The organism is Nonomuraea sp. NPDC049028, assembly GCF_043197735.1.
In the GTDB taxonomy this organism is placed as follows: Bacteria; Actinomycetota; Actinomycetes; order Streptosporangiales; family Streptosporangiaceae; genus Nonomuraea.
The window spans coordinates 341,300-355,111 of the sequence record NZ_JBICTR010000012.1; the positions used below are offsets into that span (position 1 = coordinate 341,300).

The 13,812-nt window shown below is 70.8% G+C and carries 10 protein-coding genes; 3 read left to right on the top strand and 7 right to left on the bottom strand.

The window, feature by feature from the left end; translation table 11 throughout:
• The first annotated feature begins 81 nt into the window (after window positions 1-81).
• Complete coding sequence (locus ACGFJ2_RS43000) at window positions 82-1,227, top strand: epoxide hydrolase family protein (RefSeq protein ID WP_393478340.1); 1,146 nt, start codon at window positions 82-84, stop codon at window positions 1,225-1,227.
• A 17-nt stretch (window positions 1,228-1,244) separates the two neighbouring features.
• Here ACGFJ2_RS43000 and ACGFJ2_RS43005 read toward each other — a convergent pair whose 3' ends face one another.
• Complete coding sequence (locus ACGFJ2_RS43005; protein ID WP_357948123.1) at window positions 1,245-1,748, bottom strand: MarR family transcriptional regulator; 504 nt, start codon at window positions 1,746-1,748, stop codon at window positions 1,245-1,247.
• A gap of 76 nt (window positions 1,749-1,824) precedes the next feature.
• Here ACGFJ2_RS43005 and ACGFJ2_RS43010 point away from each other — a divergent pair, with 76 nt between their 5' ends.
• The gene (locus ACGFJ2_RS43010; protein ID WP_357947169.1) at window positions 1,825-3,018 is read left to right on the top strand and encodes an MFS transporter; all 1,194 of its coding nucleotides are present in this window, start codon (window positions 1,825-1,827) and stop codon (window positions 3,016-3,018) included.
• Here ACGFJ2_RS43010 and ACGFJ2_RS43015 read toward each other — a convergent pair.
• The 6 genes from ACGFJ2_RS43015 to ACGFJ2_RS43040 form a co-directional block, all read right to left on the bottom strand.
• Window positions 2,960-3,691 carry an ABC transporter ATP-binding protein gene (locus tag ACGFJ2_RS43015; protein WP_357947172.1) on the bottom strand — a complete coding sequence of 244 codons (732 nt, stop codon included), beginning with the start codon at window positions 3,689-3,691 and terminating at the stop codon, window positions 2,960-2,962. The genes ACGFJ2_RS43010 and ACGFJ2_RS43015 overlap by 59 nt on opposite strands.
• A complete protein-coding gene (locus ACGFJ2_RS43020; RefSeq protein WP_358174325.1) occupies window positions 3,681-4,589 on the bottom strand; it encodes an ABC transporter ATP-binding protein in 909 nt (302 codons plus the stop codon). The genes ACGFJ2_RS43015 and ACGFJ2_RS43020 overlap by 11 nt, the downstream gene beginning before the upstream one ends.
• Window positions 4,586-7,186 carry an FtsX-like permease family protein gene (locus ACGFJ2_RS43025; protein WP_393478345.1) on the bottom strand — a complete coding sequence of 867 codons (2,601 nt, stop codon included), beginning with the start codon at window positions 7,184-7,186 and terminating at the stop codon, window positions 4,586-4,588. The genes ACGFJ2_RS43020 and ACGFJ2_RS43025 overlap by 4 nt, the downstream gene beginning before the upstream one ends.
• Window positions 7,183-10,230, bottom strand: a complete 3,048-nt coding sequence (locus tag ACGFJ2_RS43030) for an FtsX-like permease family protein (protein ID WP_393478347.1) — start codon at window positions 10,228-10,230, stop codon at window positions 7,183-7,185. Before ACGFJ2_RS43030 ends, ACGFJ2_RS43025 begins: the two co-directional genes overlap by 4 nt.
• Window positions 10,231-10,416: 186 nt before the next feature.
• Window positions 10,417-10,686, bottom strand: a complete 270-nt coding sequence (rpsT, locus tag ACGFJ2_RS43035) for a 30S ribosomal protein S20 (RefSeq protein WP_219527587.1) — start codon at window positions 10,684-10,686, stop codon at window positions 10,417-10,419.
• Window positions 10,687-10,835: 149 nt separating this feature from the next.
• Window positions 10,836-11,825 (bottom strand): glycosyl hydrolase family 18 protein, encoded by a 990-nt coding sequence (locus tag ACGFJ2_RS43040; protein WP_393478350.1) that lies wholly within the window; start codon window positions 11,823-11,825, stop codon window positions 10,836-10,838.
• 55 nt (window positions 11,826-11,880) lie between these two features.
• On the opposite strand from ACGFJ2_RS43040, the gene lepA reads away from it, so the two are divergent.
• Window positions 11,881-13,710: a translation elongation factor 4 gene (gene lepA, locus ACGFJ2_RS43045; protein ID WP_393478353.1), complete on the top strand. Its 1,830-nt coding sequence runs from the start codon at window positions 11,881-11,883 to the stop codon at window positions 13,708-13,710.
• Window positions 13,711-13,812: the final 102 nt, after the last annotated feature.

A 13,812-nucleotide genomic window follows, 5' to 3' on the forward strand; every position in this document is an offset into this window, starting at 1 on the left:
ATAGTCCGGTAGCCGGCGCCCCGGTAAGGTCGCGAAGCGTCGGAGGGCGATGCGCGCCTTCTGTCGGTTGCTGGAGGTTATGTGAGCTGGTCGCCGTTTCGTATTGAGGTGCCGGAGGACGTGCTGGACGACCTGCGGAGTCGGCTGCGTAACACGCGGTTCGGCGACCCCACGCGGCCAGGGGAGCAGGCGTGGCAGGGCGGCGCGGACCCCGGCTACCTACGTGACCTGGTCGGCTACTGGGCCGAGGGATTCGACTTCCGGGCACGTGAGGCCGAGCTGAACGCTCTGCCGCACGGCATCGCGCACATCGACGGCGCGCGTACGCACTTCCTGAAGATCCCCGGCAACGGGCCCGCGCCCATGCCGTTGCTGCTGAGCCACGGGTGGCCGAGCAGCTTCATGGAGATGCTGCCGCTGGCGGCCCGGCTGGCCGATCCGGGACGGTTCGGGGGTGATCCGGATGACGCGTTCGACGTGGTGATCCCGTCCATGCCCGGCTTCCTCTATTCGGAGCTGCCCGCTGAGCCGCTGACCAGGGCGGCGATGGCGCGGATCCTGCACGCGCTGATGACCGAGATGCTGGGCTACGAGCGTTACGGCGCGTTCGGTGGTGACATCGGCGGGGCGGCGACCGGGTGGCTGGGGGCGCTCTATCCGGAGCAGGTGATCGGGATCCACCTGATCCATCCGCCGTTCCCGGCGTCGCTGGAGGTTCCGCCGCTGTCGGCGGAGGAGCAGGCGTTCCTCGACGCGGAAGCCGTCTATGACGAGGGTGACGCCGGCTACAGCGCCATCATGGGCACGCGGCCCGACACCATCGCCGCCGCGCTGCTGGACTCGCCGGTCGGGCTGGCCGCGTGGATCGTGGACAAATACCGGGACTGGAGCGACTGTCACGGCGAGGTGGAGACGCGGTTCGACCGGGACACCCTGCTGACGATCCTCACCCTCTACTGGGCCACGGGCTCGATCGGCACCTCGTTCAGGCAATACTTCGACTTCGAGCACAACTACGCCCGGCCGCCCATCACTGTGCCGGCGGCGGTCACGCTGAGCCACGAGCCGTTGATGGCCGACTTTCCGCGGGCGCTCGCCGAGCGGGCCCTCACGGACATCCGGCACTGGAGCGAGCCCGGCAGGGGCGGCCACTTCCTGCCCCTGGAGGAGCCCGCTCTCCTCCAGGACGAGCTGACGAGCTTCTTCCGCGAGCTCCGCCGTACCTGACCGGCACCTGACCAGGGTCAGCGGGTGGATTCCACGTTCACCAGGAGACGTTTGAGCAGGCCGTCCAGGGTCGCCCGCTCCGCCGGATCCAGTGCGTAGACCATCGCGGCCTCCACCTCCCCCCGGATCCGCATGGCCTCCATCCACAGCTCATGCCCCCGGTCCGTGAGCTCCACGTCGACCCGGCGGCGGTCGTCCGTGCTGCGCAGGCGGCGTACCAGGCCTGACTTCTCCAGCGTGTCGAGGCGGCCGGTCATGCCGGCGGGCGACAGCATCAGCTCCGCGGCCAGCTCCGAAGGCGTCGCGGAGCCCGCCCTGGCCACCAGCCGATGCAGCGTCTCGAACTCGAAGTCCTGCATCCCCACCTCCGCCAGCGCCGCCTCCTTCGTCTGATGCAGGTGCTTGACGAGGAACTGCATCCGCGTCACGACCGCCTCCACCCGCTCGTCGTACGGCGCCTTGCCCCGCCACCGCGCCAGATGCCGATCGACAGAGTCACTGGAGCCGGAGCCTGCGTTCATCGAGTCCACCCACCAATCTTAAGCCAGCAAGTATTTAGTTGACGAATCATTAGCCAGCGAATTAATGTCGAACCCCATGAGACTTCTGCTCGGGCGAGCCATCTCCGCCTTGGCCACCGCCTTGATCCCCACCACCCTCACCCTCGCCGTCCTCCGCACCACAGGCTCGGCCGAGGCCCTTGGTCTCGTCCTGGCCTGCGAATTGATCCCCCTCCTCCTGCTCCTCCCGGTCGGCGGGGTGCTGGCCGACCGGTTCCGGCCCGAGCGGGTGGCGCTGGTGGCCGACCTGGTCCGCGGCCTCTCCCAGGCCGCCATCGGGATCGAGCTGCTGATGGGCGTCGGCCGCGTGCTCGACCTGGCCGTGTTGTCCGCGGTGGCGGGGGTGGCGATCGCGTTCGGCATGCCTGCTGTGCCGAGGCTGGTCGCGGCCGTGGTGCCGGGCCCGGATCGGTTGCGTGTGAACGCGCGCATCGGCGTGGCCACCAGCACCTCCAGCGTGCTCGCGCCCGCCCTGTCGGGCGGCGTGGTGCTGGTGGCGGGCCCGGGGTGGGCGGCGCTGCTCACCGCCGCGCTGTTCGCCTGCTCGGCGCTCACCCTTGGCGGAGTCCGTACGGCCAAGCAGCCCGAGAGAGCCCGGAACACCTTCGCCAAGGACCTGGCCGAGGGATGGCGCGAGGTCAGGACGCGGCCGTGGTTCCTCAAGTCAGTGCTCGGCCACGGCGTATGGCACTTCATGGCCGGGTTGTTCCTCACCCTCGGCCCGCTGACCGCCGTCAAGCAGCTCGGCGGCGAGGCCAGCTGGGTGCTCATCGTGCAGTGCGGTACGGTCGGCCTGGTCGCGGGGGTGTTCCTGGTGCCGAGGCTGCCCGTCCGCCGGCCGCTGGTCGTCGTCCAGGTGGCCGCCGCGCTGTACCTGCTGCCGTTGGTGGCGCTGGCGGTGACCGCGAACGTGGTGCTGATCGCGGCGGCGTACTTCGTGGCGATGTTCGGGCTCGGGCTGCTCAGCCCACTGTGGGAGACCGTCGTCGCCGAGGAGATCCCCGAGGGCGCGCTGGGGCGGGTGCGGGCCTTCGATCAGCTCATCTCGTTCGCGTCGCGGCCGTTTGGGCTGGCCGTGGCGGCGCCGCTCGCGGGCTTCGTGGGCATGACCGGGCTGCTGCTGGCGGGAGCGGTCGCCGTGGCCGTGGCGAATCTGGCCGCGATCACGTCCGTCAAGCCTCCGAAGACCGGCTCTCTAGAGGCGCAGCCTCCCGCAGGACTCCGTCGCTGATCTCCAGCACCCGGTCGGCCAGCGTGATGAGGCTCGGATCGTGGGTGGCGACGAGCGCGGTGACGCCCTCGCTGCGGACCAGGGCGCGCAGCAACTCCATGATCTGCCGCCCGGTCTGTGAATCGAGTTGTCCGGTGGGCTCGTCGGCGACGAGCAGCCGGGGCCGGTTGGCCAGCGACCTGGCGATCGCCACCCGCTGCCGCTGACCGCCCGACAGCTCGTACGGCCGCTGGTTGACGTGCTGTTCCAGCCCGACGAGGGAGAGCAGCACGCGCACGCGCGCCTCCCGTTCCGTGACCGGCGTGCGGGCCAGCCGCATCGGCACGCCGACGTTCTCGGCCGCCGACAGCACCGGGATCAGCCCGAACGACTGGAACACGAACCCCACCACGTCGCGGCGCAGCGCCAGCAGGTCGTCCTCGGACATCGAGGTCACCTCGGTCCCCGCCACGACGACGCGCCCGGCGTCGGGCCGGTCGAGTCCGCCGATCTGGTTCAGCAGGGTCGTCTTGCCGGACCCCGACCGGCCGCGGATGGCGATCAGCTCGCCGGGATAGGCCGAGAACGACACCTCCCGCAGCGCCACGACCTCCTTCGGCCCGGTGCGATAGGTCTTGCGCACCCCCTCTACGACAACCAGGGGCTCGCCGGCGACCAGGGGCTCACTGCTCATTGGAGGGCTCCTCTCGGGCCGGCCACACGCCGATGTGGTCGGATTCGAGTTCGAGGCGCACCCGGCGTTCCATGTCCAGGGCGTTCATGAAGTCGCGGGGCAGCTGCAGCCGCCCCACGCGGTCGAGCACGGCGTACTCCTCGGCGACGCCCTCGCGGCGGAGCGTCTCGCTGCTGGTACGCCCGTCGCGGATGCCGATCGTACGATCGACGCGCTCTGACACCAGCGGGTCGTGGGTCACGATGACCACGGTCACGCCCAGCTCGCCGTTGGCCTTGCGCAGCGCCCCGAACACCTCCTCCGAGGTCTCGCTGTCCAGCTCGCCGGTGGGTTCGTCGGCCAGGACGAGCTGCGGGGAGTTGGCCAGGGCGACGGCGATGGCGACCCGCTGCTGCTCGCCGCCGGACATCTCGGGCACCTTGCGGTCCGCGCAGGAGGCGACGCCCATCAGGTCCAGCAGTTCGGCGGCGCGTCCCCTGCGTGCCCTACCGGCCAGCTTCATCGGCAGCTCGACGTTCTCGCGGGCGGTCAGGTACGGGAGCAGGTTGCGCGCGGTCTGCTGCCAGACGAACCCGACGATGTCGCGCCGGTACCGCAGCCGGTCCTTCGCGGTCATCGACAGCAGGTCTGTGCCCGCCACCCTGGCCACGCCCGCCGTGGGCACGTCCAGGCCGGACAGTACGTTCAGGAGCGTCGACTTGCCCGACCCGGAGGCGCCGACGACGGCGACCAGTTCGCCCTCCTGGATGAGCAGGTCGAGGCCCTGCAGGGCGACCACCTCGACGCCCTCGGTCTTGTAGATGCGCACCAGGTTGTCGCAGACGATGTGCGCGTCCCCGCCGAACGCGGCCTTCTTCTCGGCGGCCTTGGCTTCCAGCTCGGACAACGTTGGACTCATATGAGGTCACCCACTCGGAGTACGGCGCCGAGGCTGCGGCGGCGGCTGATGGCGGTGTGCGCGTACGTTCCGAGCACGGCGACGGCGGCCAGCCCGGCCGCCAGGACGACCGGCATGACCGGGTCGGCGGCGTAGTCGCCGACGGCCAGATCCCCGGCGTAGGCGGACAGGTCGATGCCGGGCCCGAGCGCCGCGGGCAGGCCGAGGCCGAGCGCGAGCCCGGTGAGCGAGGTGATGAGGATGAGCGGGAGGATCTCCAGCACGGTCAGGCCCCGCGCCTGCCGGTCCGACAGTCCCAGCGTGCGCAGGAACGACAGCGCCCTGGCCCGGTCGGCCGCGCCGATCACCAGCGTCACCAGCACGGCGATGAACGCGTAGACCGCGAGCGCGATGGTGGTGATGCGCAGGATGTTCTGGACGGTTCCGGTCATCGGGTCGTCCTCGATCGTGGCGAGGGCCTGTTCCTGCGAGGTCAGCTCGGCCTTGGGCTGTCCGGTGGCCGCCAGCAGCGCCGCGTGATCCGCCTCGCCCTTGATCAGCAGGGTGTTGACGCCGGGCCGCTTGTTCGTCGCGAAGGGCAGCACGATGAACTTGCCGCGCGGGTAGAAGCCGGGCAGCGAGGCGATCTCGCCGGCCGTGGTGACCTTCATCCGCTCGTACCAGGCGATCTCGAAGGTGCCGCGTCCGCGCAGCTCGCTGGAGACCAGCACCGGGATCCCTGAGGCTCCCGAGGCGGTGAGGGGCACGCTGATCGGCGCGCCGTCCAGCAGCCGCTGCCATGGGGCCAGGTCGACGGCGATGATCTCGGCCCGTTCGCCGCCGTAGCCGATCTGCGCGGTGGCGGTCTGCGCGGGCACGAGCAGCCGCACACCGGGCACCTTGCGCACCCGCTCGATGGCGTCAGGAGGCAACTCCACGGGGGAGGTCAGCTTGATCGGCGCGCCGACGCTCTGCCAGGACGCCAGGCGCTGCGTGGTGGACAGCCCGCCGGAGATCACCGTCCCGAACACCGACACGGCCAGCGCGGGCAGCAGGATCAGCACCGGCAGCACGCTGGCGGATCGGGCCCGGGCCGCCCTGGTCAGGCCCAGGAAGGGCACGGCGAGGCGGCCGCGCGCGGCCAGCCGTACGAGCAGCTTGAGGGGGAGGGGATAGCAGCGGATGGTGATCAGCGCGGCGGCGACCGTCAGCGCGACCGGCACGAGCAGCAGGAACGGGTCCTGGCCGCCGGTCGTCAGGCCGCGGGCACGCAGCAGGTACGCGCCGGCCAGCGCCAGACCGACGACCAGCACCTCCAGGGTGATCCGCCGGGCCGACGGGCGGGCGGCGGCCACGTCGTCGCGGCGCTCGTGCAGGGGCGTCCGGTGCGTCACGGCCAGCCGCGCGGCCGCGTAGCCGACGGCGGTGAGGGGCACGAGGGCGGGCCCCGCGTGGGCGAGCCACGGCACCGGCCCCGGCACCAGGAAGGCCAGCCCCCACCCGGCCAGCGCCGCGGGCACCACCGCGATCGCCACGAGCGCCGTGCCGGCACCCGCCACCTGCCGCAGCGACCCGCCGCGCGCCCGCGCCAGCGCGAGCGGGTGATCGATCCGCTCGGCCAGCAGTTGCACGGCCAGCACGAGCACCCCCAGCGCCACGACCAGCAGGCCGCCGAGCACCAGGAACATCACGGTCTGCGCGGTGCCCAGCGCGGTCCCGAACTTGTCCAGCAGGCCCGGCAGCTCCGTCTCCAGCCGGTACTGGCTGTCGGCGCCCGCCGGTTGCAGGGTGACCACGTGCCCGTAGTCCTCGATGGCGGCACGCAACTCGGGCAGGTCGAGAGAGGCGGCCGCGGTGGGATCGACCGGCAGGATCCAGCTGTAGAGCAGGTTGCGGTCGGCGCCGCTCAGGGCGGCCAGGCCGGCGGCCGGGATCAGCGCGGTCGTGCGCCGCTCCAGCTCCAGCTTGCCGGGCGGCTGGACCTGCGTGACGTGCAGGACGTCGGTGTCGTGGCTCCAGTAGCGGGCGCCGGGGTCCTTCGCCCGGAACACGCCCACGATCTTGACGGCGGCGTAGTCGCTCTCACCGAGGATCCGCACGTCGCCGATCTTCAGCGGCATCGTGGTGCGGGCCTCCTCCACGATGCCCACCTCGAACAGCGGGATCTCCGTCCCGCTCCAGCGCATGGTCGTCGGCTTGCCCGGCGCCCGGCCGTCGACCCACTCGACCCGCCGCTCACTGTCCGACAGCCAGGCGAGGTTGATGTAGGTCTGCCCGCCCGACAGGTGGACCGGCGTGTCGTACGTCTTCGCGCTCATCTGGCCGGTGGCCGAGACGAGCGGCCGCAGCTGCGGCGGCACGAGCGAGCGCAGCCGGGCGTCCCTGGAGGCGAACTGGCCGGGCTCGTGCAGGTCGTCCGGCCCGCCGCGCGTCCTGGTCTGTACGGTCAGGTCGGCCTGCTGCGCGGGCGCGTCCTGAAGGGCCTGGTGGAGGGCTTCGTCGTACGAGCCCTGCAGCACCCGCGGCAGCCCCGCCACGAGCAGGCAGGCGCTCAACGTCAGCAGGGACAGCATGGCCATCGCGCCCAGATACGCCTGGGCCAGCCGCAGGATCCTCACAAGTCCTCCTGACGCTGCCCACGCAGGTTACGGGCCAATACGGCGACGATGCCGAGCAGCACCGCGGCCACCAGCGCCAGCATGGCCGCGGTCGCCGCCCACGGGATGTCGAGCAGCACGTCCGGCGTGACGGCGGCGGCCTGCCCGGTGAGCACGATGTGCGGCACGACCAGGACGCCCACGACGACCGCCAGTGCCGTCCCCGCAACCAGCGACAGCCCGATGACGAACGCCTGCTCGACCGCCAGCAGCCCGAACACCTGCCGGTGGCTCACCCCGAGCGCCCGCAGGATCGTGAACTCGGCCATCCGCTCCCGCGCCGCGACGGTGGCGTTCACCACGAAGCCGAGCGCGGCGAACGCCAGCGCCGCCGCGAAGCCCAGGATCAACGCCCCCTGCAGCCCGCTGGCCAGCGGGTCGTCCCGCAGCCGCTCGGCGAGCTCGCGCTGGTCGACCGCGGTGACGTCCCACTCCGGCCGCTTCTTCAGCGCCGCGAGCGCGGGCCCGGCGTCGCCGTCGTGGGCGGCGAGCCACCATTCGGTGGCCGGTCTGGGGATCTCTCCCGCCGCCAGGCCGTACGCCTGCAGGGTGGCCCAGTCGGCCAGTACGGCGGGCTGGTCAGCGGCGGTCGTCGGCATCCGGTCGACCAGGCCCGCGACCTTGACCTCGACGATCCGCCGATCCAGGTTGACCCGGCCCACCTGGCCCGCCGAGAGCTTGAGCGAGGCGGCCAGATCGGTGGTGAGCACCACGGGCAGCGGGCCCGACAACTCGCCGAAGGCGACCGCGACCGGCTGTGATCCGGTCGCCTTGAGCGAGATCGGGCGATCCGCGCTCAGACCGGTCACCGTGACCTGCGCACTGCCGCTCTCGGGCGGATTGGCGACCAGGCCGCGGACCGACAGCGGATAGGTGATCTTCCCGGTCCGTCCCACGATCTCCGAAAGGTCGAGGTCGATCCGGTTGTCGCCCGGATGGAGCAGGCCCAGGGGCAGCTCGCGCCAGACGCCGAGCGCGTCCGAGACCATGATCCGCAGTGACACCGCGGCGTCGGCGCGGGCGTGCAACGTGAGCGTCGTGGGCCGGCCCGGCAGCTCCAGCGGGGCACCTCGCGGCCGGCCCGAGCCGAGCACCCGTGCCATCTCCGCGACCGATCGCGCCGACAGGTCGGGCCGCAACTGGAAGAGCCGGTCGAGCTTGCCGGCGTCGAGGCCGAGCAGGACCGCGCCCTCGCCGCTGAGCTGGACCGGGCCGCGGAAGGCGGGCGAGGCCGCCGTGACGCCCGGCAGCGCGGCGAACGCGGTGCCGCGCCCGAACGTGCCCAGCTCGGGACCGTCCGGCGGCCCGGAGATCCGCAGGTCGGCCCCGGCCTGATGGCGGGCCTGGTCCTGCTGCGAACCACGCCAGGTGGCGGCCGTGGCCATGGACACGATGCCGATCGCGATGGCCATGGTCAGCAGCAGCGCGGGCCCGGCGTACTTGAGCGGCCGCCGGCTGACCTGCCAGACGCCGAGCGCCGGGGCGAGCGTGGGCCGCCTGGCGGTGATCCGCTCGGCCAGCTTCGAGACGCGGGGGACCAGGCGCAGGCCCAGCATGCCGCCGGTGAGCAGCGCCAGGGCCGGTCCCGAGACGATGAGCGGGTCGATGCCGAGGTCACCGGCGGCGGTCGCGGTCACGGGCGCGCCGTAGCGCCGCAGCTGCCAGATGGCCAGCCCCGCGACCACCAGCAGCGCCAGGTCCGCCCCGGCCCGCTCGATGAGCCCGCGCCCGCCGCCGCGGCCGCGCGCCGACTGCTCCTCCACGTAGGTACGCCGGGCGCCGGCGAGGGCCGGGAGCATGAGGAGTACGGCCGAGGCCAGGGCCACGCCGATCGAGACCGCGAACGTGCCCAGGTCGGGCGAGGGCGCCAGCCGTACACCGGAGGCCCTGATCCAGGGCAGCGCGTTGACCAGGGCCAGCAGCGGCGGGCCGAGGAAGGGCGCGACGATCGCGCATGGCAGGGCCACCAGCAGCGCCTCGCCGCCCGCCAGCGCGGCCAGCCGCAGCGTGCCCGCGCCGCGCGAGCGCAGCAGCGCCACCTCCATGCGGCGGTGGTCGGCGAGCAGGCGGGCGGTGAGCATGAGCGCGTACGCGGCCAGCAGCAGCAACTGCAGGACCGGGATCAGCATGGTGGAGCGGGCGACCAGGGCGGCGGTGCCGAGCTGAGCGAGCATCTCCGGCAGGCGGCTGGTGGCGGTGCAGCTCGCGCAGCCGTTCGCGTAAAGTCGGTCGCGCAGCTCGGTCACCCGGGCGGCGAACGGCCGCAGCTGCTCCGGTGACAGAGCGCGCAGGTCGGGGACGGCGGTCCAGGTGGCGTTGACGTTCGTGGCGAAGCGGCTCAGGAACGTCTCGCGGGAGACCATCAGCGGGCCGTAGGTGGTGAACTCGCCCGTCTCGACGCCCCTGGTGAGCAGCTGCTCGCCGGTCCAGCGGTCGCCGAACGGGTCGTTGAGCTGGAAGACGCCGGTGATGCGGACGTTGACCGCCTTGTGGTCGAGGCGGCCTTCTGTGGTGATCTCCTGACCCGCCTTGACGCCGAGCGCCGTGGCCGCCGACAGGGAGATCGCGGCCTCGACCGTCTTGCGTTCGGTGGCGTTCGGCCAGGTGCCGGAGACCAGCTTGGCGTGGGCGTCGAGGCCGTCATAGCTGCCGAACCTGAGCAGTTCGGGGGTCTTGCGGCTCTCCTGGCCCGGCCGGACGTACGAGTCGGAGCGGAAGGCGGTCGTGATGGCGGCGGGCGCGCCCGCGTAGGCCCTGGCGAGCTCGGCGCGGATCGCCCGGTCGAGCGCCGGGAACGTCTCGCCGGTGACGGGCGCGGCGATGGTCGCGGCCACCTGGCCCAGCGGCGCGGTCTCCATCGTGCGGCGCACGCCCACCTCGGCGATGGTGGAGGCGTACATGGTCAGCGCGACCAGAGTCGTGGTGGCCAGCAGGATCGACCCGAACGCGGCCAGCAACAGCAACGGCTCGCTGAACGCCCGTTTGACGACCAACGGCCCCCGCATGTGCCCCCCTTGCCCCGTTTAGTGAACCTTTGAGCATTCCGCCGGGGGAGGGCAAGGCGATCTTCGCAACGGTGACAGACCCGAGATGGCGGTGTGATATCGAAATCGTGACACAAAAAACGCCGCACCCCTTGACGGAGGTGCGGCGCTCTGGCGCCCTGCTCTTTGATCGAGCCTGGCTGGGCCTTACTTGGCTGCCAGGGAGGCGGCCTGCTTGGCGATCGCCGACTTGCGGTTGGCGGCCTGGTTCTTGTGGATGACGCCCTTGCTGACGGCCTTGTCGAGCTGACGGGCGGCGGCCCGCTGCAGCTCGGCGGCCTGCTGGGCGTCGCCCTGCTCGGCGGCCTCGCGGAACTTGCGCACGGCCGTCTTCAGCGAGGACTTGACCGCCTTGTTGCGCAGGCGAGCCTTCTCGTTCTGCTTGTTGCGCTTGATCTGGGACTTGATGTTCGCCACGAAGAAGCCTCGGTAAAGTCTGAGTGATGGATGGGGCGCGCGGGCTCGTGAGAGGGGCGCGCCACACGCAGTTGAACAGGTTACCAATAACCCAGAGGACAGCTCAAATCAACACTCTGGGAATTGGAGTCTCGGTCCAGTGTACGGCCTCAGGAGAACCACTCGGTGGTGTATTCGCGCCAATCCTCCTCCGTGGCGGCGAAATCGACGTACAGGGCCAGGCCGAACCGCTCCCGCCTGCCGTGCTCCGTCAGGGCCAGCTTGGCGCCCTGGGCGGCCATGGCCACGCTCTCGGCGGCGTCGCTCCATCCGACGCCGTGGTCGTGGTAGGCGGGGGCGCCCACGAGGATCTGCTTCGTCTCCGGGACCAGGTCCAGGGCGAGCGTGGCCTGCCGTACGACATAGCCCCCGTAAAGGGACTGCAGAGGGGTGAAGGAGTCGTACGTCATGATGGCCACCTGGTCGACGCGCTCGGCGGCCTCCCTGAAGTAGCCGCTCGACCAGTATTTGTCGTGGCCGAGGATCGCCCGGGCGGGCAGGCGTATCAGGGGGTACGGCTCGATCTGGGGTGTCGAGATCGACAGCAGCTTGGTGTACTGGCGGGTTCTGTCGAGGAGGTCGAGGAACTCGCGGTCGCCGTCGCCGATCGGCTCGAAGTTGTAGTGGATGCCGTCGAAGCCGGTCTTCATGATGGCGGCGACTCCGGCCAGGACGTTCTCACGGGACTTGGCGTCGTCGAGGTCGAGGAAGCCGTCGACCTTCTGGCCGAGCCAGGCGGAGACACGGAGGCCGGGGAGGTACTGTCGTGCCCATCGAACGAAATTTCCGGCGCTGGGGTATTTATCGGGTTTTAGCTGGCCGTCCTTCTCGAACGGGCCCGCGTGGACGTACAGGTCCTTGATGCCCGTGGCGCGCAGGCGTACCGCGAGCCGCTCCACGTCCTGCTCCGTACGGCGGCCGTCGACCCACGCGTGGCCGAGCCAGAGGGCGTCGTTGCCCGTGCTCTTCGCCCAGGCCGCCGGGTCACCGGTAAACTGAACGCGGAGCGCGCCGGCGAGGAGGCCGAGCAGCGCGACGACGACGGCCAGGGCCAGCGCGACAAGGCGCAGGCCACGGCGAATGGCGGTTCGGGCAATCACCCGGGCATGTCACCATGAAAGACGCTTGACCTCAACCCTGTCGAAACGGACTTCGGTGCGCACTCAGCCTGGCCAGACCGACCCCGCGTTGATCCGCAACTTCTGCATCATCGCGCATATCGACCATGGCAAGTCGACCCTTGCCGATCGGATGCTGCAGATCACCGGCGTGGTAGACGACCGGTCCATGCGCGCCCAATACCTCGACAGGATGGACATCGAGCGGGAGCGCGGCATCACGATCAAGTCGCAGGCCGTGCGGCTGCCCTGGGACGGCCACGTCCTCAACATGATCGACACGCCGGGCCACGTCGACTTCACCTACGAGGTGTCCCGGTCGCTGCAGGCGTGCGAGGGCGCGGTCCTGCTGGTCGACGCCGCCCAGGGCATCGAGGCGCAGACGCTGGCCAACCTCTACCTGGCCATGAACGCCGACCTGCACATCATCCCGGTGCTCAACAAGATCGACCTGCCCGCCGCGCAGCCGGAGAAGTTCGCCGAGGAGCTCGCGGGCCTGATCGGCTGCGACCCGTCCGACGTGCTCAGGGTCTCGGGGAAGACCGGCGTGGGCGTACGCGAGCTGCTCGACCACGTGGTGCAGACCATCCCCGCGCCGGTGGGCGAGGCCGACGCGGCCGCCCGCGCGCTGATCTTCGACTCGGTCTATGACACCTACCGGGGCGTCGTCACCTATGTCCGGGTCTTCGACGGCCACCTGGGAAAGCGCGAGCGCATCCTGATGATGTCGACCCAGGCCGCCCACGAGACGCTGGAGATCGGCGTCATCTCGCCCGAGCCCAAGGTGTCGGATCTGGGGCTGGGCGTCGGCGAGGTGGGCTACCTGATCACCGGCGTCAAGGATGTGCGCCAGTCGCGCGTCGGTGACACCGTCACCTCGGTAACCAAGGGCGCCACCGAGATGCTGGCGGGCTACGAGCACCCCAAGCCGATGGTGTTCTCCGGCCTCTATCCCATCGACGGCGACCAATATCCCGAGCTGCGCGAGGCCCTCGACAAGCTCCAGCTCAACGACGCCGCGCTGATCTACGAGCCGGAGACCTCGGCCGCGCTCGGCTTCGGCTTCCGGGTCGGCTTCCTCGGCCTGCTCCACATGGAGATCGTCCGCGAACGGCTGGAGCGCGAGTTCGGCCTGTCGCTGATCTCCACCGCGCCCAACGTCGTCTACCGGGTGGTCATGGAGGACGGCTCCGAGCTGACCGTCACCAACCCGTCGGAGTTCCCCACCGGCGGCAAGATCTCGCAGGTCTTCGAGCCGGTGACCAAGTCGACCATCCTGGCCCCGGCCGAGTTCATCGGCGTGATCATGGAGATCTGCCAGGGGCGGCGCGGTCAGCTCCGCGGCATGGACTACCTGTCGGAAGACCGGGTCGAGATCCGCTACACGCTGCCGCTCGGCGAGATCATCTTCGACTTCTTCGACCAGCTCAAGTCGCGCACCCGTGGCTACGCCTCGCTCGACTACGAGCCCGACGGGGAGCAGGAGTCGGAGCTGGTCAAGGTCGACATCCTGCTCCAGGGCGAGGCCGTCGACGCCTTCAGCGCCATCGTCCACAAGGACAAGGCCTACGCCTATGGCGTCGACATGGCCAAGAAGCTGCGCGAGCTGATCCCCAGGCAGCAGTTCGAGGTGCCGATCCAGGCGGCCATCGGCGCCCGCGTCATCGCCCGCGAGAACATCCGCGCCATCCGCAAGGACGTCCTCGCCAAGTGCTACGGCGGCGACATCACGCGTAAGCGCAAGCTGCTGGAGAAGCAGAAGGAAGGCAAGAAGCGGATGAAGATGGTCGGGCGGGTCGAGGTGCCGCAGGAGGCGTTCGTCGCGGCGCTGTCGACGGACTCGAGCGCCGACAAGGCCAAGAAGTAGCCCTTTCGGCGGCGTTTGCCAGCTTTTCGGAAGCCCCGCACCCGTTGGTAGGTGCGGGGCTTCCTCATGTCCGCTTGCCCAGCGACTGAACGGCTGTTTATA